Source organism: Klebsiella sp. HMSC16C06, from assembly GCF_001808325.1.
Classification (GTDB): Bacteria; Pseudomonadota; Gammaproteobacteria; order Enterobacterales; family Enterobacteriaceae; genus Klebsiella; species Klebsiella variicola.
In genome coordinates this window covers 26,287-49,017 of record NZ_KV792995.1, presented here as the reverse complement: position 1 = coordinate 49,017, position 22,731 = coordinate 26,287, and the positions used below count along the sequence as shown (strand labels likewise).

The window sequence follows — 22,731 nt, the reverse complement described above, 5'->3', positions numbered from 1 at the left end:
TGCCCTGTTTTGGTATAGGATAGCCTCGAATTTTCCCTCCTTTACGTTCGGAAACCGATAATGAGTCAACAACAAACCAGCCAGTCTTCTGGCCAGGGTCTGCTGGAGCGCGTATTTAAACTGCGCGAGCACGGCACCACAGTGCGCACGGAAGCGATCGCCGGTTTCACCACGTTCCTGACGATGGTGTATATCGTTTTTGTTAACCCACAAATTCTTGGCGTAGCGGGCATGGATACCAGCGCCGTGTTTGTGACCACCTGTCTGATTGCTGCGTTCGGCAGTATCCTGATGGGTCTGTTCGCGAACCTGCCGGTGGCTCTTGCGCCGGCGATGGGTCTGAACGCCTTCTTCGCCTTCGTGGTGGTGCAGGCGATGGGCCTGCCGTGGCAGGTAGGCATGGGCGCGATTTTCTGGGGCGCCGTCGGTCTGCTGCTGCTGACGATTTTCCGTGTACGCTACTGGATGATCGCCAATATTCCGGTGAGCCTGCGCGTCGGTATCACCAGCGGTATCGGCCTGTTTATCGGCATGATGGGTCTGAAAAATGCCGGGGTTATCGTCGCTAACCCGGAAACGCTGGTCAGCATTGGTCATCTGACCTCCCACAGTGTGCTGCTGGGCATTCTGGGCTTCTTTATCATCGCGATTCTGGCATCACGTAACATTCATGCCGCGGTCCTGGTGTCTATTGTGGTCACCACCCTGCTGGGCTGGATGCTGGGCGATGTGCACTACACCGGCATCGTCTCCGCGCCGCCGAGCGTGACGTCGGTGATTGGTCATGTCGATCTGGCGGGCTCCCTGAACCTGGGCCTGGCCGGTGTGATCTTCTCGTTTATGCTGGTCAACCTGTTTGACTCCTCCGGGACGCTGATTGGCGTCACCGATAAAGCGGGTCTGGCTGATGCACAGGGTAAATTCCCGCGCATGAAGCAAGCGCTGTTTGTCGACAGCGTCTCGTCGGTGGCGGGTTCCTTCATCGGTACTTCGTCGGTGACGGCCTATATCGAATCCTCCTCCGGCGTTTCCGTGGGCGGGCGCACCGGCCTGACCGCCGTTGTCGTTGGGATCCTGTTCCTGCTGGTTATCTTCCTGTCTCCGTTGGCAGGGATGGTTCCGGCCTATGCGGCCGCCGGCGCGCTGATTTACGTTGGCGTGCTGATGACCTCCAGCCTCGCGCGCGTGAAGTGGGATGACCTGACGGAAGCGGTACCGGCGTTTATCACCGCGGTGATGATGCCGTTTAGCTTCTCAATCACCGAAGGTATCGCCTTAGGCTTTATCTCTTACTGCGTGATGAAGATCGGTACCGGCCGTCTGCGCGAGCTCAGCCCGTGCGTGATTATCGTCTCGCTGCTGTTCGTGCTGAAAATTGTCTTTATCGATGCACATTAATCCGCACGCATGATGAAAAAGCCCGGCATCGCTGCCGGGCTTTTTTTATGCTTTAACCCGCCGAATATAGTCGCCAAAGGCGGTCAGCTGGCCACGCAGATGGTCGAGGGTGCTCTGATCGACTACTTCACCCGACTGCGGATCCACTTTGTTCTGGATGACGCCGCCCATAAATTCCGGTTTATTCATTACCATCGCATCAAGGAAGACCAGAATCTGGCGCAAATGATACTGGCAGCGCGCACCGCCGATGGCGCCCATTGAGCTGGTCTGAATCAGTACCGGTTTGCCGGACAGCGGCTGCTCGGGCAGGCGTGACAGCCAGTCGATGGCGTTTTTCAGGCCGCCAGGCACGGAATAGTTATACTCGGGAGTGACGATCACCACGCCATCCGCTTCGCGGATCTGTTGCGCAATATCCTGCACGCGCTGTGGGAACCCCTCTTCCTCCTGCATATCAGCATCGTACAGCGGGATATCACCGATCGACGGCAGCGCGGAGATATCCATGCCCGCTGGCGCGATGCCGGGCAGGGTGCGCGCGACCATTCCATTAAACGACCCTTTGCGCAGGCTGCCGAGTAACGTAACCACTTTTAAGGTATCTGACATGATTGCTCCTTTGTATCATGATGCCGGCAAAACCGGTCAATTGAGGGATAAGGTTTTTTCCATCGGTAAGCTGGTAAAACGCATCAGACGGGCCGACGGTTCGCGTGCGCGCTGCTGAGCATCCGGCAGGCTGCGCCATTCGCCCCCCTTAGCATCATATTCCCAGACCTTCAGCGAGCCGATATTTGGGCTGGCGGCAATCGACCACACCAGCAGCGATTCGGCATCACAGACGGCTTCGATCGGCTGGCTACCGGCGGTGCGCAGGCGGCCAGAACCCGGCAGCAGCTGCGTTGATGCTTCGCCGGTCAGTTTCAACACGCTTCGCCGCAGGGCCACCAGCTGGCTACGCGCTTCATCCGGGTCATGCTGAATGTTAATCCACAGATTTTCATTGTTACTGAAATTGTGCCGGTCGGCGTCGTGACCACGCACCGTGCGCTGCAGTTCCATGTCGAGGCCACAATCCCCCTCGGTGGTCAGCGCGACGCCAACAATATTGCCAGTATAAGAGATAGAGAAGCGAGGAAGATGACGATCGCTAAAAACCGGTCGGCCATTGGCTTCATTGATGATTTCAGGCAGCTCGCTGATACCGTAAAGCATAAACAGCAGTTCGGCGAGTAGCGAACGCGAAGCGCGAAAGCGAGCCTGGCGGTATTCAGGGAGTAGGCGTGCGGATTGATGACAGGCCGCTGACAAACGTGTCGATAGCGGCTCCCCGGTACTAAGTATCCCTCTTGCAAAATGCGTTGCCATACGTCGCTCCGTGAGTAATGGTCTGGATAAAATTGCGGGCGCTATTATCGCCTGGTATTAACAGGTTTTAATGCCGAAATCCCCCCTTGAAAAGGGAATTTGTTTGAATTTTACAAATTCTTGCGCAAATAAGGGGCGATAGACACGAAACAAGGCTTACAGCGTACCGGAATAGAGTGCTTTCAGCGTATCTCTAAGCCAGACGAGCTTCGGGTTGTAGCTGTTGCGCTTATGCCATAGCAGGGTGAAGGGAACGCGCAGCTTTTCCAGATGCTGCGCCTCCAGCGGTAGCGGCCGGGAGACTAGCGGCAGCTGGTGCTGCTGATTATAGTGCTGGCAGTAGCGCGGCGCGGTAGCCAGCATGGTGTGTTGCGGTTGAGCGGCCATAAAAAGCGATTGTTCAAACCCTGGCACGGTCAGCGCCACGTTACGCTTATACCCCAGCTCCTGCAGCACATCGTCCAGCGCCCAGGTATCGCGTTGTTCCCAGCAGATAGTGATATGCGGATAGCGTAAGAATGCCGCCAGATCCCACTCTTCCCTGAGCGCTGGATGATCGGCGCGCAGCCAGACCTGCGGCAGGTCGGTGAACAGTACCTCAAAATCGATATACCACGGCAGCAGGCTCAGCAGCTCCCGCGACTGTGGATGGCTTTCACGCCCGCAGAAGCCGATATCCACCTCGCCGCGAATGATGGCGTCCAGCGAGTCGTAGTCCCAGTTGCGCAAACGAATCAATGCCTGCGGATAGCGCTGATAGATGCGCTGGGAGAGGGTATTAAACAGGATCATCAGCAGCGGCGTTTCCGCCGCCAGCTCGAATTTGAGGCCGCTGGGCATGGTGTGGTGTGGTTTATCGAGGATCTGGTTGCCCATCTGCATCCAGTCCGCCAGATCCTGCTCCATGCTGCTGACCAGCGGCGTAGGCGCCAGACCCAGCGGGGTTTTCACAAACAGCGGGTCGTCAAACCAGGCGCGCAGTTTGGCCAGCGACTTGCTCACCGCTGACGGCGAAACGTTCATCCGCTTCGCCGTACGGGTAACGCTGAGCTCCTGGGTCAGGAGCTGCAGGCAGAGGAGTAAATTAAGATCAAGACTCGACAGCGGCTTCTTCATCGTATTGCGCAACCCGCGGCGGGGTGACGACCAGTAATAAAACAAGGCTCACTATGCTACAGGCAATGAGTATCCCGATCAGCATATTCATTGCGCTGAGTCCGATGATGGCGGCGAGCCAAATCCACAGCGATGAACCGCACACCTGCGCGATGCCGAGGACCGAACTGGCGACGCCCGCGCGCAGCGTGAACGGCCCCAGCGCCTGGCTCATTGCGACGCCGAATCCAACGGAGAAGCCGGCGCAAATCATGCCCAACCCGATCAGGGTGAGGGTCTGGCGGGTGGCGAGGCTCAGCGCCAGGCCTGCCGCCAGGAACAGTACCTGCGAAGTCAGCATTAAGGTGCGGGGGGTAAACAGCGACAGGGCGAACGGCGTCGAGAAGGAGACCGCCATGCTGATCATCGCCATCAGGGCCATCGCCATTGAGTAAGTTCCCCGGTCGAACCCCATCTCTTCCATCATCAGAACCGGAGAGACGTTCACGTAGGTCAGGATCGCCGTCACGCTGAGGGTGGTAATGAGAATGCGGCTGAGAAAAAAGCGGTTCAGCAGCGACTCACTGCCGCCATGCTGCGGTGTCGCAGTCTGCGGGTGTGCCGTCGGGCGCGTCTCGCGCAGGATAAAGACCGACAGCAAACCGACCATGACGCCCATGCCGGTCATGGTGTAGAACAGGCTCTGCCACGGATATTTCAGCATAATCAGGTGGCCAAGCACCGGCGCCAGGACGGGGATAATGCAGGTAATGCCGTTGAGCAACGACAGCACCTTGGCGCGGCGGCGATCGTCCAGCGTATCGCGCAGGATAGCGAAAGCCACCACGTAGCAGCTGCCGGCGCCGATCCCCTGGATAAAGCGTCCGGCGAGGAAGTGGCTGCTGGCGTGCGCCTGGGCGCAGAGCAGGGAGGCGACAACAAAGATCACCGCGCCCACAATGGCGACAGGCTTACGTCCTGACCGGTCGGCGATGCGACCAGCAAACAGCATCGCGGAGGCCATACCGGCCAGATAGACTGAAAAGGCGATATGTAATTGCGCCTCGCTGGCCCCCAGGTCCTGAGCAATACGCGGCAGGCCGACCAGATACATATCGATGCCGGAGGGATAGAGCAGAACCAGGGCGAAACTGCAGAGAAGAAAGCGTGTCATGGGATCCTCGCGATGTGAATGGCGTTCAGCATAGTGAGGAACGCGGCACAAGACGAGTTGCCATTTGGACAACGCTCTTTTCCTGGCAGGAAACGCGAGTTAACGACTCCGGGTACGCCAGACGCGGGCCATCCCTTCGCTTTCCGGCCGAACGCTTTCAAAGCCGAACTTCGCATACAGCTCCGGCACATCCGCCACCAGCGTAACGTAGGCCCCGTCAAAGGCGTTAGCGTCCAGCCAGGCGATCAGCTTCTCCATCACCAGCCGGCCAAGGCCTTTTCCCTGGTGAGCCGGATCGACGGCGACGTCGACAATATCGAAATTAATCGCGCCGTCGCCGACGATACGTCCCATCGCGATCGGCGTCTCCTGCCAGAGGATATGTACGCCGTAACAGCTACGCGGCAGTCCGGCTCTGGCGCCTTCCAGGGGGCGCGGCGACATGCCTGCCGCCACCCGCAGGTGGCAAAACGCTTCGGCGGAGGGCACCTTCTCGATCACGGTATATTCAACGGTCATGCTTTAGTCTCGTGGTAAAAGGGGAGATAAAAGTAGAGAACGTTGCGCCGCAAAGGGCAAGAAAAAACCCGCATTAACGCGGCGTTAATGCGGGTGAGTGAACGTTTACGGACTAAACGTTATTTGCCGATACAGAAGCTGGAGAAGATGCGGCCCAGCAGGTCGTCGGAGGTGAACTCCCCGGTGATCTCGCTCAGCGCCTGCTGCGCGAGGCGCAGCTCTTCCGCCAGCAGCTCCCCGGCCCAGGCGCCCAGCAGCTGGGCTTTGCCCTGCTGCAGATGGTTCGCCGCCTCTTCCAGCGCCTGCAGGTGACGGCGGCGGGCGAGGAAGCCGCCTTCCATGCTGGTATCGAAGCCCATGCTCTGCTTAAGGTGGTTCCGCAGCACCTCCACGCCTTCGCCGGTTCGCGCCGACAGGCGGATCAGTGAGTGGCCATTGACTTCGCTGAGACCCAGCGCTTCGCCAGTGACGTCGGCTTTATTGCGCACCACGGTAATCGGCAGTTTAGCGGGCAGGCGCTCGATAAAGTCTGGCCAGATCTCCGCCGGATCAACGGCGCTGGTGGTGGTGCCGTCGACCATAAACAGCACCCGATCCGCCTGCTCAATCTCCTGCCAGGCGCGCTCGATGCCGATACGCTCCACTTCGTCACTGGCGTCGCGCAGGCCCGCGGTATCGATGATATGCAGCGGCATGCCGTCGATATGGATATGCTCGCGCAGCACGTCGCGGGTGGTGCCCGCAATGTCGGTGACGATCGCCGCTTCGCGGCCCGCCAGGGCGTTGAGCAGGCTCGATTTACCGGCATTAGGTCGCCCGGCGATCACCACTTTCATCCCTTCGCGCAGCAGACTGCCCTGGCGAGCTTCCGCGCGGACGGCGTCGAGGTCGGCCATCACGCCGTTCAGCTGGGCTTCAATTTTGCCGTCGGAGAGGAAATCAATTTCTTCATCCGGGAAATCGATCGCCGCTTCCACGTAGATGCGCAGGTGAGTGAGCGCTTCCACGAGGTGGTTAACCCGCGCGGAGAAGGCCCCTTGCAAGGAGTTCAACGCCGAGCGCGCCGCCTGTTCTGAACTGGCGTCGATGAGGTCGGCGATGGCTTCTGCCTGCGCCAGGTCGAGCTTGTCGTTGAGGAACGCGCGCTCGGAAAACTCGCCCGGCCTGGCGATGCGTACGCCGGGCAACGTCAGAATACGTTTGAGCAGCAGATCGAGAATGACCGGGCCGCCGTGGCCCTGCAGCTCAAGCACATCTTCGCCGGTAAAGGAGTTCGGCCCGGGGAACCACAGCGCAATCCCCTGATCCAGCGGCGTACCGTCAACGTCGTTGAACGGCAGATAGTCGGCATAGCGCGGCTTCGGCAGCTTGCCGAGTACCGCCTGCGCGACATCGCGCGCCTTAAGGCCGGAGATACGCAGGATGCCCACCCCACCGCGTCCCGGAGGGGTTGCCTGGGCGACGATAGTGTCGTTATGGCTCATGGTGACTCTCTATGTAGATGTAAAAAAGGCGGTCCATTGACCGCCTTCTCTGGCATTAACGTTACCGTAACTACTCTAAATTATCCAAGTCGCAGATGCGTTGGCTTGAAGAATGAAGAGTATCAGGATTTCTTCTTCTCGCGGCTATGCAGGCCACGCTTCTCCAGACCACGGTAAATCAGCTGCTGCTGAATAATGGTCACCAGGTTGCTGACGATGTAGTACACCACCAGGCCAGACGGGAACCACAGGAAGAACACCGTGAAGATGACCGGCATAAAGGTCATGATCTTCTGCTGCATCGGGTCGGTCACGGTGGTTGGCGACATCTTCTGGATGAAGAACATGGTCGCGCCCATGATGATCGGCAGGATGTAGTACGGGTCTTGTGCAGACAGGTCGTGGATCCACAGGATAAACGGCGCATGACGCAGTTCAACCGAGGCGCTCAGCATGTAGTACAGCGCAAGGAAGATCGGCATCTGAATAATCAGCGGGAAGCAGCCACCCAGTGGGTTCACTTTTTCCGCTTTATACAGCGCCATCATCTCCTGGCTTTGACGTTGTTTATCGTCGCCCAGACGCTCACGCATGGCCTGAATCTTCGGCTGCAGCATACGCATCTTCGCCATGGAGGTGTACTGCGCTTTGGTCAGCGGGTACATGATGCCACGAACGATAAAGGTGATAACGATGATCGAGAAGCCCCAGTTGCCGAGGAAGCTGTGGATGAATTTCAGCAGCTTAAACAGCGGTTGGGAGATGAACCACAGCCAGCCGTAGTCGACGGTCAGATCCAGGTGCGGCGCAACGGCAGCCATTTTGTCCTGAATAGCCGGGCCGACCCACAGCACGCTCTGCAGTTTGTCGGTTTGACCTGGCTGCACCAGTACCGGCTGCGATTTGTAGCCAATAGCCACAATGCCGTTGCCGAGGTTAGCGGTGTAGAAGTTATTCGTTCCATTATTCTGCGGCACCCACGCGGTGGTGAAGTACTGCTGCAGCATGGCAACCCAACCGTTCTTGGTGCTGACGTTCAGGTTTTCGTTGTCCAGAATGGTATCGAATTTATATTTTTCGTATTTCGTATCTGAAGTCGAGAACGCTGCGCCACGGAAAGTATGCATCGTGGACAGGCCGCCGGTCTGCGTATCGCGACTGGTCGGCAGCGCCGCGGTCTGCTTCAACTGACCGAAGGTCGAGACTTCCAGAGGCTTCTCGCTGGCGTTCTGCACGCTATAACCCACGTTCACCGCATAGCCGCCACGTTTCAGGGTGAAGGTTTTGGTGAAGACGTTGCCGGCTTTGTCGGTGTAGGTCAGCGGAATGACGATTTCATCCTGGCCATCTGCCAGCACAAACGCCTCTTTATCGACGTTGTACAGCGGACGCGGGCCATTCGCCGGGTTATCCGGACCATCACGACCGGTTAAGCCGCTCTGCGCCTGGTAGACAAACTGCGGCGTGGTTTCCAGTAACTGGAACGGTTCGGTCGACTTCAGCGTTTTTGGATACGCCAGAAGCAGCGCCTGCTCAATATCGCCACCGTTGGTGTTGATAGTCAGTTCAAGCACGTCGGTTTTAACCGTAATCAGTTTCCCCTGGCCACTGGCCGGTACGCCCTGGTCGGCGGCGCTACCCGCTGCTGTGGTCGTAGTCTGCGTGGTCTGCTGCTGGGGCTGCGGATTTTTGTCCTGCTCCCAGGCTTGCCAGATCATGAAAGACACGAACAACAAAGCGATGATAAGAAGATTGCGTTGCGAATCCATCGTTAGTGTTCTCTGGTATCAAATGGTCCAGGCGGGACGGGATCGTCACCACCAGGGTGTAAAGGGTGGCATTTTAATACGCGTTTCATTGTCAACCAACTGCCTTTTATCACACCAAACCTGCGTAAGGCCTCAATTCCGTATTGAGAACAGGTTGGGGTGAAACGACAATGCGGCCCGAGTAGCGGACTAATCAGGCGCTGATAAACTCTAATCAGGCCGATCAGGACCCGCGAGCCAGGCGACAATGGCGGCGCCATAATTTTTCCAACGCTTCCGAGAGAGCACGGTTATCGAGGTCGGCAACCCCTCTTTTCGCCACCACCACGAAATCCATTGGCGGGAGTTCATGTTGACGCAAACGAAAACTTTCACGCGTCAGACGTTTAATCCGATTGCGTTCATGTGCGCGTTTCACGTTTTTCTTGGCGACGGTGAGACCGATGCGGGGATGCCCCAGCGAATTCAGGCGGCCGAGGATGGTGATTTGCGGCGTGCCAGCCCGTTGTGGCTGCTGGAAGACGAAAGTGAAATGACTGGGAGTTAACAAGCGTAACTCCCTGGGAAATGCGAGCTTAACCACGCAGGGTTAGCTTTATTACTTGGAAACGGTCAGACGAGCGCGGCCTTTAGCACGACGACGTGCCAGAACCTGACGACCATTTTTAGTAGCCATACGAGCACGGAAGCCGTGAGAACGGTTGCGCTTCAGTACAGACGGTTGAAAAGTGCGTTTCATGGCGATTTCTACCTAAACTTGAATAAATTCACTGACTTTTGCGTAGACCCGAACGAACTTCGAACGACTTACGCCTCAGCGTGTGTGATTAAAGAGGCCGGATTGTAATAATTGTACACTCCGGAGTCAATTCTCTTTCCTTATTTCTCGCACCTTGTCGCACAAAAAATAAGCTGAGACGCGTGACGAAAACGGGCATTACGCGCCGGGTGGGGGATTATACGGCCTGGCCAGTAAAGCGCAAGGATCCTGAAGGATCTTTGTTAGATCGTTTCCGCCCAAAACCAGCATAGCTCATTAATTTTTCCAATATGCGGCGGAAATCGTGCTTCACTCTCCCCAGGATCGATTACACTTACCCGGTTTCGATCCTTCCTGTGGATAAATCGGGAAGAATCTGTTGAGAAACACAAGATCTCTTTCTCAGTTTAGGCTATGATCCCCGGTCCCGATCGCGATCCCCGGATCCGCAACGGGTAATAACCGCAGATAGCGGTTCGCACGTCACCCCTTTTGTGCAGGGGCTTTTCGGCTAATGCAGGGTCTTGTCGACGTGTGCCAACAATCATGATTGTTTCTGTTTTTCTTTGATATCGATTTTATGTTCGAGTGGAGTCCGCCGTGTCACTTTCGCTTTGGCAGCAGTGTCTTGCCCGATTGCAGGATGAGTTACCAGCCACAGAATTCAGCATGTGGATCCGCCCATTGCAGGCGGAACTGAGCGATAACACGCTGGCACTGTATGCGCCAAACCGTTTTGTGCTCGACTGGGTAAGGGACAAATACCTCAATAATATCAATGGACTCCTCAATGACTTTTGCGGTGCTGATGCCCCGCAGCTGCGTTTTGAGGTGGGTGCTAAGCCAGCCAGCTCGCTGCAGAAAGGAGCGGTAAGCCCGGCTGCGGCGGCCATTCCGGCGGCGCAGGTGCAGACCGCGCGCGTGGCGCCGACGATCGTGCGCCCAGGCTGGGATAATGTCCCGGCGCCAGCGGAGCCGACCTACCGCTCTAACGTTAACGTGAAACACACGTTTGATAACTTCGTCGAAGGTAAATCTAACCAGCTGGCCCGCGCGGCGGCGCGTCAGGTGGCGGATAACCCGGGCGGGGCCTACAACCCACTGTTCCTTTATGGCGGCACCGGTCTGGGGAAAACCCACCTGTTGCACGCGGTGGGTAACGGCATTGTGGCGCGTAAGCCGAACGCCAAAGTGGTCTATATGCACTCCGAGCGTTTCGTCCAGGACATGGTCAAAGCGCTGCAAAACAACGCCATCGAAGAGTTTAAACGCTACTACCGATCCGTTGACGCCCTGCTGATCGATGACATTCAGTTCTTTGCTAATAAAGAGCGATCCCAGGAAGAGTTTTTCCACACCTTCAATGCCCTGCTGGAAGGTAATCAGCAGATCATCCTGACGTCGGATCGTTATCCAAAAGAGATCAACGGCGTAGAAGATCGTCTGAAATCCCGCTTCGGCTGGGGTCTGACGGTGGCGATCGAGCCGCCGGAGCTGGAAACCCGCGTCGCGATCCTGATGAAAAAAGCCGATGAAAACGACATTCGCCTGCCGGGCGAAGTGGCGTTCTTTATTGCCAAGCGACTGCGCTCAAACGTGCGTGAGCTGGAGGGGGCGCTGAACCGCGTTATCGCCAACGCCAACTTCACCGGCCGGGCGATCACCATCGATTTCGTGCGCGAAGCGCTGCGCGATCTGTTGGCGCTGCAGGAAAAACTGGTCACCATCGACAATATTCAAAAGACGGTGGCGGAGTACTACAAGATTAAGGTAGCGGATCTGCTGTCCAAGCGCCGCTCCCGTTCGGTGGCGCGTCCTCGCCAGATGGCGATGGCGCTGGCCAAAGAGCTGACCAACCACAGCCTGCCGGAAATCGGCGATGCGTTTGGCGGCCGCGACCATACCACCGTGCTGCACGCCTGCCGTAAGATTGAGCAGTTGCGTGAAGAAAGCCACGACATTAAAGAAGATTTTTCCAATTTAATCAGAACATTATCCTCGTGACGCTATGAAATTTACCGTAGAACGTGAACATTTATTAAAACCGCTGCAACAGGTGAGCGGTCCGTTAGGTGGTCGTCCGACGCTGCCCATTCTCGGTAACCTGCTGCTTCAGGTCGCGGACGGCGCACTGTCGCTGACCGGTACCGATCTTGAAATGGAGATGGTGGCGCGCGTGGCGCTGGTTCAGCCGCACGAAGCGGGCGCAACGACCGTTCCGGCGCGTAAATTCTTTGATATCTGCCGCGGCCTGCCGGAAGGCGCGGAGATCGCGGTTCAGCTGGAAGGCGATCGGATGCTGGTGCGTTCCGGCCGCAGCCGCTTCTCGCTGTCGACGCTGCCTGCTGCCGATTTCCCGAATCTGGATGACTGGCAGAGCGAAGTGGAATTTACCCTGCCGCAGGCGACCATGAAGCGTCTGATCGAAGCCACTCAGTTCTCGATGGCGCACCAGGATGTGCGTTACTACTTAAACGGCATGCTGTTTGAAACCGAAGGCAGCGAACTGCGCACGGTGGCCACCGATGGTCACCGCCTGGCGGTCTGTTCGATGCCGCTGGAAGCGTCGCTGCCGAACCATTCGGTGATCGTGCCGCGTAAAGGGGTGATTGAGTTGATGCGGATGCTCGACGGCGGCGATACCCCGCTGCGCGTGCAGATTGGCAGCAACAATATCCGCGCTCATGTGGGCGATTTTATCTTTACGTCGAAGCTGGTTGATGGCCGTTTCCCGGATTATCGCCGCGTATTGCCGAAAAATCCGGATAAACATCTCGATGCTGGCTGTGACATTCTCAAGCAGGCCTTCGCCCGCGCGGCAATCCTCTCGAACGAGAAATTCCGCGGCGTGCGGCTGTACGTCAGCGAAAATCAGCTGAAAATCACCGCTAACAACCCGGAGCAGGAAGAGGCGGAAGAGATCCTTGACGTGACCTACGCCGGAACGGAGATGGAGATTGGCTTCAACGTTAGCTACGTGCTGGATGTGCTCAATGCGCTGAAATGCGAGAATGTGCGCATTCTGCTGACGGATTCGGTGTCGAGCGTGCAGATTGAGGATGCGGCTTCACAATCCGCCGCCTATGTCGTCATGCCTATGAGATTGTAGTGGAAAATATCAGGCTATCTTACTTGCCATTTTCAACCTGGGCTGTGCTCGCCCCTGTCACGTACTTCGTGTACGCTCCAGGGTCTGCGCGCAGTCCGCGTTGAAACTGGCTGCGCCGATAACGCCCTGGCCCAAAGAACGCTGATATGTCACTGACGCGCTTGCTCATCAAAGACTTCCGCAATATTGAAAGCGCGGATCTCGCTTTATCTCCCGGCTTTAACTTCCTGGTTGGCGCGAACGGCAGCGGCAAAACCAGCGTGCTGGAAGCTATCTATACGCTCGGTCATGGCCGGGCGTTTCGTAGTTTGCAAATTGGCCGGGTGATCCGCCACGAGCAGGAGGCTTTTGTCCTGCACGGCCGCCTGCAGGGCGAAGAGCGGGAAACCGCCATCGGCCTGACCAAAGACAAACAGGGTGACAGCAAGGTGCGTATCGACGGCACTGACGGCCACAAAGTGGCGGAGCTGGCGCACCTGATGCCGATGCAGCTGATCACGCCGGAGGGGTTTACTTTACTCAATGGCGGCCCCAAATACAGAAGAGCATTCCTCGATTGGGGATGTTTTCATAACGAAGCCGGATTCTTCACCGCCTGGAGCAACCTGAAGCGCCTGGTCAAGCAGCGCAACGCCGCGCTGCGTCAGGTCAGCCGCTATGCCCAGCTGCGACCGTGGGATCTGGAACTCATTCCGCTGGCGGAACAAATCAGCCGCTGGCGTGCCGAATACAGCGCCGCTATCGTCGAAGACATGGCGGATACTTGTCAGCAATTTTTACCGGAATTCACGCTCACCTTCTCTTTCCAGCGCGGTTGGGAAAAAGAGACCGACTACGCGGAGGTGCTGGAGCGGAATTTCGAGCGCGACAGAATGTTAACCTACACCGCCCACGGCCCGCATAAAGCGGATTTCCGTATTCGCGCCGACGGGGCGCCGGTGGAAGATACCTTGTCGCGCGGGCAGCTTAAGCTGCTGATGTGCGCCCTGCGTCTGGCGCAAGGTGAGTTCCTCACCCGCGTCAGCGGGCGGCGCTGCCTGTACCTGATAGATGATTTTGCCTCGGAACTTGATGATGCCCGCCGCGGTCTGTTATCCAGCCGCCTGAAAGCGACGCAGTCGCAGGTTTTCGTCAGCGCGATCAGCGCTGAACACGTTATGGACATGTCGGACAAAAATTCGAAGATGTTCCGCGTGGAAAAAGGTAAAATAACGGATTAACCCAAGATTAAATGAGCGAGAAACGTTGATGTCGAATTCTTATGACTCCTCCAGTATCAAAGTCCTGAAAGGGCTGGATGCGGTGCGTAAGCGCCCGGGTATGTATATCGGCGACACGGATGACGGCACCGGTCTGCACCACATGGTATTCGAGGTTGTGGATAACGCTATCGACGAAGCGCTCGCGGGTTACTGCAAAGATATCGTTGTCACCATCCACAGCGATAACTCCGTCTCCGTACAGGATGACGGTCGCGGCATCCCAACCGGCATTCACCCGGAAGAGGGCGTCTCCGCAGCGGAAGTTATCATGACCGTCCTGCACGCCGGCGGTAAATTTGATGATAACTCCTATAAAGTGTCCGGCGGTCTGCACGGCGTAGGCGTCTCGGTGGTTAACGCCCTGTCGCAGAAGCTGGAGCTGGTTATCCAGCGCGATAACAAAGTTCACAAGCAGATGTACGAACACGGTGTGCCGCAGGCACCGCTGGCCGTGACTGGCGAAACCGACAAAACCGGCACCATGGTGCGTTTCTGGCCAAGCCTGGAAACCTTCACCAACGTTACTGAATTCGAATATGACATCCTGGCGAAACGTCTGCGCGAGCTGTCGTTCCTGAACTCAGGGGTCTCTATCCGCCTGCGCGATAAGCGCGACGGCAAAGAAGATCATTTCCACTACGAAGGCGGCATCAAGGCGTTCGTTGAGTATCTCAACAAGAACAAAACGCCGATCCACCCGAATATTTTCTATTTCTCCACCGAAAAAGACGGTATCGGCGTTGAAGTGGCCCTGCAGTGGAACGACGGCTTCCAGGAAAACATCTACTGCTTTACCAACAACATTCCGCAGCGTGACGGCGGTACTCACCTCGCCGGCTTCCGCGCGGCGATGACCCGTACTCTTAACGCCTATATGGACAAAGAGGGCTACAGCAAAAAAGCGAAAGTCAGCGCCACCGGCGACGATGCGCGTGAAGGCCTGATTGCCGTGGTATCCGTGAAGGTGCCGGATCCGAAATTCTCCTCACAGACCAAAGACAAGCTGGTCTCCTCTGAGGTGAAGTCTGCGGTAGAACAGCAGATGAACGAACTGCTGAGCGAATACCTGCTGGAAAACCCATCCGATGCCAAAATCGTGGTCGGCAAAATTATTGACGCCGCGCGCGCCCGTGAGGCCGCACGTCGCGCCCGTGAAATGACCCGCCGTAAAGGCGCGCTGGATCTAGCAGGCCTGCCGGGCAAACTGGCGGATTGCCAGGAACGCGACCCGGCGCTGTCTGAACTGTACCTCGTGGAAGGGGACTCCGCGGGCGGCTCTGCTAAACAGGGTCGTAACCGTAAGAACCAGGCGATCCTGCCGCTGAAGGGTAAAATCCTCAACGTTGAGAAAGCCCGCTTCGATAAAATGCTCTCTTCCCAGGAAGTGGCGACGCTGATCACCGCCCTTGGCTGCGGCATCGGCCGCGATGAGTACAACCCGGATAAACTGCGCTATCACAGCATCATCATCATGACCGATGCGGACGTCGACGGCTCGCACATTCGTACCCTGCTGTTGACCTTCTTCTACCGTCAGATGCCGGAAATCGTCGAACGCGGCCATGTCTACATTGCCCAGCCGCCGCTGTACAAAGTGAAGAAAGGCAAGCAGGAACAGTACATTAAAGACGACGAAGCGATGGATCAGTATCAGATCGCTATCGCTCTTGACGGTGCGACCCTGCATACCAACGCCAATGCGCCGGCGCTGGCGGGCGAACCGCTGGAAAAACTGGTTGCCGAGTTCAACGCCACCCAGAAAATGATTGGCCGCATGGAGCGCCGCTTCCCGAAAGCGATGCTGAAAGAGCTTATCTATCAGCCGACCCTGACCGAGGCCGATCTGGCTGACGAGCAGAAGGTAACCCGCTGGGTGAACACCCTGATTTCCGAGCTGAATGAGAAAGAGCAGCACGGCAGCCAGTGGAAATTTGATGTCCGCGAGAACAGTGAATTGCAGCAGTTTGAGCCGATTATCCGCGTCCGTACCCACGGGGTGGATACCGACTATCCGCTGGATAACGAGTTCATCATGGGGCCGGAATATCGCCGTATCTGCACCCTGGGCGAGAAACTGCGCGGCCTGATGGAAGAAGATGCCTACATCGAGCGCGGCGAACGCCGTCAGCCGGTAGCCAGCTTCGAGCAGGCCCTCGACTGGCTGGTGAAGGAGTCCCGTCGCGGTCTCTCCATCCAGCGCTATAAAGGTCTGGGCGAGATGAACCCGGATCAGCTGTGGGAAACCACCATGGATCCGGACAGCCGCCGCATGCTGCGCGTAACCGTTAAGGATGCGATCGCTGCCGACCAGCTGTTCACCACCCTGATGGGCGATGCCGTTGAGCCGCGTCGCGCCTTTATCGAAGAGAACGCCCTGAAAGCGGCGAATATCGATATTTAAGCCGCGTATTTCCCGGTAACGCGTTTTACCGGGGCAACAGGATGTGTAAGCCCGGTCGCATTGCGTGACCGGGCTTTTTTTTGCTGCTAAAAGGGGATTCTTCGCTCCCGCTTCCATCCCCCTTTCTGCCCGACACTTTTACTGTTTTTTGAGCGGAATCGCGTTAGCATGAGGGAAGACTCATCTTACCCGGGGATCCTATGGCTATTAAACTGATTGCAATCGATATGGACGGCACGCTGCTGCTGCCAGACCATACCATCTCTCCTGCGGTGAAAGCCGCCATCGCTGCGGCGCGCGAGCGGGGTGTCAACGTGGTGCTGACCACTGGTCGCCCTTACGCTGGCGTCCACAGCTATCTGAAAGAGCTGCATATGGAGCAGCCGGGTGATTACTGCATTACCTACAATGGCGCGCTGGTGCAGAAGGCCGGTGACGGCAGTACCGTTGCGCAAACCGCGCTAAGCTATGACGACTATCGTTTCCTCGAGCAGCTCTCCCGCGAGGTTGGCTCTCACTTCCACGCGCTCGATCGCAACACGCTCTACACCGCGAACCGCGATATCAGCTACTACACCGTCCACGAATCCTACGTGGCGACCATCCCACTGGTGTTCTGTGAAGCGGAAAAAATGGACCCTGAGATCCAGCTGCTGAAGGTGATGATGATCGATGAGCCGGCGATCCTGGATAAGGCCATCGCCCGTATCCCGGCGGAAGTGAAAGAGAAGTACACCGTGCTGAAAAGTGCGCCGTACTTCCTCGAAATTCTGGATAAACGCGTCAATAAAGGCACTGGCGTGAAGTCCCTGGCCGATGCGCTGGGTATCAAACCGGAAGAGATTATGGCGATTGGCGATCAGGAAAATGATATCGCGATGATTGAGTTTGCCGGCGTCGGCGTGGCGATGGATAACGCCATTCCCGCGGTCAAAGAAGCGGCGAACTTCATCACAAAATCTAACCTCGAAGATGGCGTCGCCTTCGCCATTGAAAAATACGTTTTAGCGTAAGCGTTCTTCAGGCCCGGCGTTGTCCGGGCCGATCTTCTCTTTTTTCATGAACAGATGTTAATCCGCATTTAAATCCCTTATTCCGTACAGGGGATTCTATAAGCTACCCGCCCTCTTTTTCGCCATGCTTCACTAACATCATAATTTTCATGAATATATACCACCGTTTGATGTTGGTTGCGCTGCCATTCGCCTCTGTACAGATTTGCGTGGCCGCGGAATCAACGGCGCCGCTTGAGCCGGTATACGCCTATCACGGCGCAGAACCGGCGGATCTGCCTGCGCCGGTCAAAACCGAGACCGCAGTAGCGGAACCAACCGCGATATTGCCTTTTTTAGGCGATGAGGCCAGAAAGCGCGGCTACGTCCTGCCGCTGCCGTTTGGCGTCAGCATGAACTATATGGATATGCGGCAGAATATTAATGTCGACAGCATTAACTTCACCGGGCTGTCGCTGGATGGCCGTAACATCGATTGCGGTAAGGATCCTGTCTGCAAACACGCCGTGAATAACATTTTCGCTAATGGGCCGGTCTCGCTGGATAACGCCTTCCAGATTGGCGTCGGTAATACGCGGGAAAGCAGCAAAACCGAGACGCTTAAGCTGGATGCCTGGCTGCTGCCATTTATGAACGTTTATGGCCTCGTCGGACACACCGAAGGGCATTCGATTTCGCAGATTGCCGTTGGTCTGAAGGGGCCAAACGGTAAAGTAGTGCCCCTGCCGGGGATGCAGGATCTCGACTTTCGTCTCGATTTTAAAGGCACCACCTACGGGATGGGCACCACCCTGGTGGGCGGCGTCGGCAACTGGTTTACCGTGCTGGACGCCAACTACACGCAAACGCGCTTTGATATCCTCGACGGCAGTATCGACGCGTTTACCTTTTCGCCGCGCGTAGGCTATCGTTTTAATACGCCATCGGTCGATACGCTGCATCTCCCCGCCGGAAAGCTGAACCTGTGGGTCGGCAGCATGTATCAGGACGTACAGCAGGAGTTTAAGGGCAGTCTCAACGATCTCTCAATGCCGTCGCCGATGCTGCAAAATATGGTCAATCTGGCCAATCAGGACAATAACGGCCGCTTCGATGTGAAACAGCATTTACAGTCGCCGTGGAACGTACTGGTGGGCGCGCAGTACGAGCTGACGCAGCATTTCAATATTACTACCGAGTTTGGCTTTGCCGAACGTAACAGTTTTTTTATCGCCGGTGAGTATCGCTTTTGAGCCGACCGTTTATCCTTTTTCTGCTGCTGATGGCCTACCCGACAGGCAGCCAGGCCGAGACGCTCAGCCGCGAGAAAATCGACGGCTGGCTGCAGCATCTCGGCGCCAGCGATAAGTTCGACGCCAGCAAAGGCATCGACTGGGGCGTGATGCCCGGTCCGTTCTATACGCCGGAGCTGGGGCTGGGCATCGGCACCGCGGTCGTCGGCATGTATCGCCCCGATCCGCAGGATACCACCAGCCAGAATTCCACCCTGACGCTCAGCGGCTACGCCAGCTCCACCGGCGCGTTTGGCCTCAGCGTGAAAAACTACGCCTTTTTCGATAACGATCTGTGGCGCGTATTTGTTGAAGGGTCGATGGCCAATACCCCGTCTTACTACTGGGGGCAGGGTTTTCACGCCGGAGATAAAGACAACGAGAAGGAAAAATATACCGCCCAGGTGCTGACCCTGCGCCCGACAATCTACCGGCAACTGATCGACAATGTTTATCTGGGCACGGGGTGGTCGCTGGCGGCGCAGAATGCCGATGAGATGGACCACGACGATTTACCGAAAATAGAAAGTACCCCACAGGGACCGTCGGTATTCAGCTCTGGCGCCAGCATCGATATCAACTGGGACGATCGCGACTTTGTCCCCAACCCGCGCCGGGGCCAGTATGCCAACTTCCGCTACACCCATTACGCGCCCGGGTTAGGCAGCGATACCCGTTTTGATGAATTTCAGCTGCACTATAGCCATTATCATGCCCTGAGCGAGAAAAGCGTGCTCGCCTGGGAGGCCGATGGCGCCTTCACCCAAGGGGATGTACCGTGGAGCATGATGCCTCTGCTGGGCAGCGATGAGCGGATGCGCGGCTACTATCAGGGGCGCTACCGGGATAAAAACGTCGTTAGCAGCCAACTGGAATACCGTCGGCAGCTCACCTGGCGGCACGGGATTGTGGCCTGGGTCGGGGCGGGAACCATGGGGCCGTCGCTGTCATCGCTGAACAATGGCCGCTGGCTGCCTACCGGCGGCGTTGGCTATCGTTTCGAGTTCAAGCCGCGGGTCAATATCCGTCTTGATTACGGCATCGGCAAAGGCAGCAGCGGGTTCTATTTCCAGGTTGGAGAAGCGTTTTAAGCACATTGTCGGGCATTCAACCCCGCGCGGATTGCGGTATGCTAAAGCCACTCTTATATCGGCCCGGTCAGCACGCCATGAAACAAGTTACCTTTGCCCCTCGCAACCACCAGCTCACTAACACCCGCACCTGGACCCCCGACAGCCAGTGGCTGGTGTTCGACGTCCGCCCGTCCGGCGCGTCGTTTACCGGCGAAACCATTGAGCGAGTGAACGTAAACAGCGGTACTGTGGAGACCGTCTATCATGCCACGCAAGGCGCGCGCGTTGGCGTGGTGACCGTGCATCCAACCCAGGAGCGCTATGTGTTTATTCATGGCCCCGAGCAGCCGGATGCGCAGTGGCAGTATGATTTTCATCATCGCCGCGGGGTGGTGGCCTTTCAGGGGGCCGTCGAGAATCTGGACGCCATGGACATTACCGCCCCTTACACGCCCGGCGCGCTGCGCGGCGGCAGCCACGTCCATGTCTATAGCCCCAACGGTCAGTTCGTCAGCTTTACCTATAACGACCACGTGCTGCACGAGCGCGACCCGGCGCTGGACTTGCGCAACGTCGGTGTGGCGGCGCCATATGGGCCGGTGACGCCGCAGGGAAAGCATCCGCGCGAATATAGCGGCAGCCACTGGTGCGTGCTGGTAAGCCGCACGACACCGACTCCCGTGCCGGGCAGCGATGAGATTAATCGGGCCTATGAAGAGGGGTGGGTCGGGAACCATGCGCTGGCGTTTATTGGCGATACCCTGGCGGAAAATGGCGATAAAGTGCCTGAGCTGTTTATTGTCGATCTGCCGCAGGATGAAGCCGGCTGGAAGCAGCCTGGCGGGGCGCCGCTGGCCGGTACCGCAACCACAATGCCGGCGCCGCCGGCGGGCGTCAGTCAGCGTCGTTTGACCTTCACCCACCATCGCCGCTACCCGGGACTGGTGAACGTCCCGCGCCACTGGGTGCGCGCCAATCCCCAGGCGACGGCGATAGCCTTTCTGATGCGCGATGACGCCGGCGTGGTGCAGCTGTGGCTTATTTCACCGCAGGGGGGCGAGCCGCGTCAGTTGACGTATCATGCGTCGGGTATCCAGTCGGCGTTTAACTGGCATCCATCAGGAGAGTGGCTGGGCTTTGTGCTGGAGGATCGGATTGCCTGCTGCCATGCCGGCACAGGCGATATCACCTTTTTAACCAAGGTGCATGCGCATGCGCCCTCGGCTGATGCGATCGTCTTTTCGCCAGACGGTAAACAGATTGCCTGGATGGAGGAGGTGGACGGTTATCGCCAGCTGTGGGTCACACAGACCGGACGATAACTTACTGGGCAGGCATCGGCGCTGGCGGTATCACCGAGTTGGTCGCCAGCGTGGCCTTCTCGCTTTTTTCGACCCGTGATTTGATTGAGCTGTCGGTGCGGAACATATCCCACGGCAGCAGCAGGGTATCCATGACGGCGGTGAACGGCATGTCCAGCGCCACCAGTGATTTCACACCCCAGTTGGTATCGCTGTCTCCCAGCGTTTGCGCACTGGATCGCGTGCCCGGATAGGTTCCCTCTTTGCCACCGGTATGTGACATTACGCTGGAGCAACCGCTCAGGCTTATTATCCCGCTGAACAGGACCAGCTTTAACAGTCGTCTGCTTTTCATTGTTCTTCCATCGTCGTTTCGGGCGTTGAGATAACCTTCAGCGGTTATATCGGGCCAACCCGTGAATGCATAGCGTTATTGCGCCGCACTGTGGCGGGCATCGCACTTTGCTTTTTGTGCTCCTCCCCCCAGTCTAAGCAATCATCGGCAAACTGCAAAAAAATTCGCCCTCAATCCCTTGAAAAGCACGGGGAGAAACCCATTTTATAGGTGTAACCCACTGAGAATACGCCTGAGGGGTATTCCGGATTACCGCGGCCTGTCCACGATGGAAGGTCATTTGATTCTCGCTGATTTTCAGGAGCTATTTACTATGCGTAACTTCGATCTCTCCCCGCTATATCGTTCAGCCATTGGTTTCGACCGCCTGTTCAACCTGCTGGAAAACAATCAAAGCCAGAGCAACGGCGGCTACCCTCCGTATAACGTCGAGCTGGTAGACGAAAACCACTATCGCATCGCTATCGCGGTGGCTGGCTTTGCTGAAAGCGAGCTGGAGATCACGGCCCAGGACAATCTGCTGATCGTCAAAGGCGCCCACGCCGCCGAGCAGAAAGAGCGGACCTACCTGTATCAGGGGATCGCCGAGCGTAACTTCGAGCGCAAATTCCAGCTGGCGGAAAATATTCACGTCCGCGGCGCCAACCTGGTGAACGGCCTGCTGTATATCGATCTGGAACGCGTGATCCCGGAAGCGAACAAGCCGCGCCGCATCGAAATCAACTAATTGTCCGTTTCAGGCCGCGTGGCGGCCTGATGTCACAACCTGCTCGCCGTCAGGGAGCAGATGCGAATTTACAGAATTCGCAGGTATTCACTCGCTTCTTAGAAGGAGAAAACACTATGCGTAACTACGATTTATCCCCCCTGCTGCGTCAATGGATCGGTTTTGACAAACTGGCCAACGCCCTGCAAACCGCCGGTGAAAGCCAGAGCTTCCCGCCCTATAACATCGAAAAAAGCGACGATAACCACTATCGCATTACCCTTGCGCTGGCCGGTTTCCGTCAGGAAGATTTGGATATTCAACTGGAAGGCACCCGTCTGGTGGTGAAAGGCACGCCGCAGCAGCCGGAAAAAGAGACCACATGGCTGCACCAGGGGCTGGTGAGCCAGGCCTTCAGCCTGAGCTTCACCCTCGCCGACAACATGGAGGTCTCTGGCGCGACCTTCACCAATGGCCTGCTGCATATCGATCTGACCCGCAATGAGCCTGAGCAGATTGCCCCGCAGCGTATCGCCATCAGCGAACGACCGGCGCTAAATAGCTAATAAAGTAACCTACTGATAAGGCCCCGTTTTTCGGGGCTTTTTTGTGCCGGTCTGTTTGCTGGTATTGTGCGCCAGGCGGCATACAACCCGTCTGGCAGCGGTCA

22 protein-coding genes and 1 other annotated feature are annotated in these 22,731 nt (G+C 57.1%); of the genes, 11 read left to right on the top strand and 11 right to left on the bottom strand.

What is annotated here, in order from left to right; translation table 11 throughout:
- Positions 1-60: 60 nt before the first annotated feature.
- Complete coding sequence (locus HMPREF3142_RS09665) at positions 61-1,398, top strand: NCS2 family permease (protein ID WP_008806735.1); 1,338 nt, start codon at positions 61-63, stop codon at positions 1,396-1,398.
- Positions 1,399-1,443: 45 nt separating this feature from the next.
- Here HMPREF3142_RS09665 and HMPREF3142_RS09660 read toward each other — a convergent pair whose 3' ends face one another.
- The 10 genes from HMPREF3142_RS09660 to rpmH form a co-directional block, all read right to left on the bottom strand.
- Positions 1,444-2,010 (bottom strand): NADPH-dependent FMN reductase, encoded by a 567-nt coding sequence (locus HMPREF3142_RS09660; protein WP_008806736.1) that lies wholly within the window; start codon positions 2,008-2,010, stop codon positions 1,444-1,446.
- A 36-nt stretch (positions 2,011-2,046) separates the two neighbouring features.
- A complete protein-coding gene (locus HMPREF3142_RS28995) occupies positions 2,047-2,616 on the bottom strand; it encodes a 4'-phosphopantetheinyl transferase family protein (RefSeq protein ID WP_162493349.1) in 570 nt (189 codons plus the stop codon).
- Between the two features lie 309 nt (positions 2,617-2,925).
- Positions 2,926-3,885, bottom strand: a complete 960-nt coding sequence (yidZ, locus tag HMPREF3142_RS09650) for an HTH-type transcriptional regulator YidZ (RefSeq protein WP_004151541.1) — start codon at positions 3,883-3,885, stop codon at positions 2,926-2,928.
- On the bottom strand, positions 3,860-5,038 hold the full coding sequence (locus tag HMPREF3142_RS09645; RefSeq protein ID WP_048964909.1) for an MFS transporter: 1,179 nt from the start codon (positions 5,036-5,038) through the stop codon (positions 3,860-3,862). The genes yidZ and HMPREF3142_RS09645 overlap by 26 nt, the downstream gene beginning before the upstream one ends.
- 99 nt (positions 5,039-5,137) lie before the next feature.
- A complete protein-coding gene (locus HMPREF3142_RS09640) occupies positions 5,138-5,557 on the bottom strand; it encodes a GNAT family N-acetyltransferase (RefSeq protein ID WP_008806739.1) in 420 nt (139 codons plus the stop codon).
- A gap of 119 nt (positions 5,558-5,676) precedes the next feature.
- A complete protein-coding gene (gene mnmE / locus HMPREF3142_RS09635; RefSeq protein ID WP_008806740.1) occupies positions 5,677-7,041 on the bottom strand; it encodes a tRNA uridine-5-carboxymethylaminomethyl(34) synthesis GTPase MnmE in 1,365 nt (454 codons plus the stop codon).
- 122 nt (positions 7,042-7,163) lie between these two features.
- Positions 7,164-8,810: a membrane protein insertase YidC gene (gene yidC / locus HMPREF3142_RS09630; protein WP_012967005.1), complete on the bottom strand. Its 1,647-nt coding sequence runs from the start codon at positions 8,808-8,810 to the stop codon at positions 7,164-7,166.
- 2 nt (positions 8,811-8,812) lie between these two features.
- A complete protein-coding gene (gene yidD, locus HMPREF3142_RS27695) occupies positions 8,813-9,070 on the bottom strand; it encodes a membrane protein insertion efficiency factor YidD (RefSeq protein ID WP_004151536.1) in 258 nt (85 codons plus the stop codon).
- Positions 9,034-9,393 carry a ribonuclease P protein component gene (gene rnpA, locus HMPREF3142_RS27690; RefSeq protein ID WP_004151535.1) on the bottom strand — a complete coding sequence of 120 codons (360 nt, stop codon included), beginning with the start codon at positions 9,391-9,393 and terminating at the stop codon, positions 9,034-9,036. The genes yidD and rnpA overlap by 37 nt, the downstream gene beginning before the upstream one ends.
- Before the next feature lie 15 nt (positions 9,394-9,408).
- Positions 9,409-9,549: a 50S ribosomal protein L34 gene (gene rpmH / locus HMPREF3142_RS27685; RefSeq protein ID WP_000831330.1), complete on the bottom strand. Its 141-nt coding sequence runs from the start codon at positions 9,547-9,549 to the stop codon at positions 9,409-9,411.
- A 621-nt stretch (positions 9,550-10,170) separates the two neighbouring features.
- On the opposite strand from rpmH, the gene dnaA reads away from it, so the two are divergent.
- The 8 genes from dnaA to HMPREF3142_RS09585 all read left to right on the top strand — a co-directional run bounded on the left by dnaA (position 10,171) and on the right by HMPREF3142_RS09585 (position 21,021).
- Entirely contained in the window at positions 10,171-11,574 is a 1,404-nt protein-coding gene (dnaA, locus tag HMPREF3142_RS09620; RefSeq protein WP_012540254.1) for a chromosomal replication initiator protein DnaA, read from the top strand.
- Between the two features lie 4 nt (positions 11,575-11,578).
- Positions 11,579-12,679 (top strand): DNA polymerase III subunit beta, encoded by a 1,101-nt coding sequence (dnaN, locus tag HMPREF3142_RS09615; RefSeq protein ID WP_008806743.1) that lies wholly within the window; start codon positions 11,579-11,581, stop codon positions 12,677-12,679.
- Between the two features lie 146 nt (positions 12,680-12,825).
- A complete protein-coding gene (gene recF, locus HMPREF3142_RS09610) occupies positions 12,826-13,899 on the top strand; it encodes a DNA replication/repair protein RecF (RefSeq protein ID WP_008806744.1) in 1,074 nt (357 codons plus the stop codon).
- A 28-nt stretch (positions 13,900-13,927) separates the two neighbouring features.
- A complete protein-coding gene (gene gyrB, locus HMPREF3142_RS09605) occupies positions 13,928-16,342 on the top strand; it encodes a DNA topoisomerase (ATP-hydrolyzing) subunit B (protein ID WP_070612024.1) in 2,415 nt (804 codons plus the stop codon).
- A gap of 200 nt (positions 16,343-16,542) precedes the next feature.
- The gene (gene yidA, locus HMPREF3142_RS09600) at positions 16,543-17,355 is read left to right on the top strand and encodes a sugar-phosphatase (RefSeq protein WP_008806746.1); all 813 of its coding nucleotides are present in this window, start codon (positions 16,543-16,545) and stop codon (positions 17,353-17,355) included.
- Between the two features lie 149 nt (positions 17,356-17,504).
- A complete protein-coding gene (locus HMPREF3142_RS09595; RefSeq protein WP_074158376.1) occupies positions 17,505-18,587 on the top strand; it encodes a hypothetical protein in 1,083 nt (360 codons plus the stop codon).
- On the top strand, positions 18,584-19,717 hold the full coding sequence (locus HMPREF3142_RS09590; RefSeq protein WP_070612022.1) for a BamA/TamA family outer membrane protein: 1,134 nt from the start codon (positions 18,584-18,586) through the stop codon (positions 19,715-19,717). Before HMPREF3142_RS09595 ends, HMPREF3142_RS09590 begins: the two co-directional genes overlap by 4 nt.
- A 77-nt stretch (positions 19,718-19,794) precedes the next feature.
- Positions 19,795-21,021 carry a DUF3748 domain-containing protein gene (locus HMPREF3142_RS09585; protein WP_008806749.1) on the top strand — a complete coding sequence of 409 codons (1,227 nt, stop codon included), beginning with the start codon at positions 19,795-19,797 and terminating at the stop codon, positions 21,019-21,021.
- A gap of 1 nt (position 21,022) precedes the next feature.
- Here HMPREF3142_RS09585 and HMPREF3142_RS09580 read toward each other — a convergent pair whose 3' ends face one another.
- Positions 21,023-21,355, bottom strand: coding sequence for a YceK/YidQ family lipoprotein (locus HMPREF3142_RS09580; RefSeq protein ID WP_004151524.1), 333 nt, complete (start codon positions 21,353-21,355; stop codon positions 21,023-21,025).
- Between the two features lie 244 nt (positions 21,356-21,599).
- Positions 21,600-21,675, top strand: a sequence feature (ROSE (Repression Of Heat Shock gene Expression) occurs in the 5'-region of heat shock genes and acts as an RNA thermometer to modulate expression.).
- Between HMPREF3142_RS09580 and ibpA the strand changes: the two genes are divergently transcribed.
- Both ibpA and ibpB read left to right on the top strand, forming a co-directional pair.
- Positions 21,669-22,082 carry a small heat shock chaperone IbpA gene (ibpA, locus tag HMPREF3142_RS09575; protein ID WP_004151523.1) on the top strand — a complete coding sequence of 138 codons (414 nt, stop codon included), beginning with the start codon at positions 21,669-21,671 and terminating at the stop codon, positions 22,080-22,082. Its footprint overlaps the feature before it by 7 nt.
- 116 nt (positions 22,083-22,198) lie before the next feature.
- The gene (gene ibpB, locus HMPREF3142_RS09570) at positions 22,199-22,627 is read left to right on the top strand and encodes a small heat shock chaperone IbpB (protein ID WP_008806750.1); all 429 of its coding nucleotides are present in this window, start codon (positions 22,199-22,201) and stop codon (positions 22,625-22,627) included.
- The last annotated feature ends 104 nt before the right edge of the window (positions 22,628-22,731 follow it).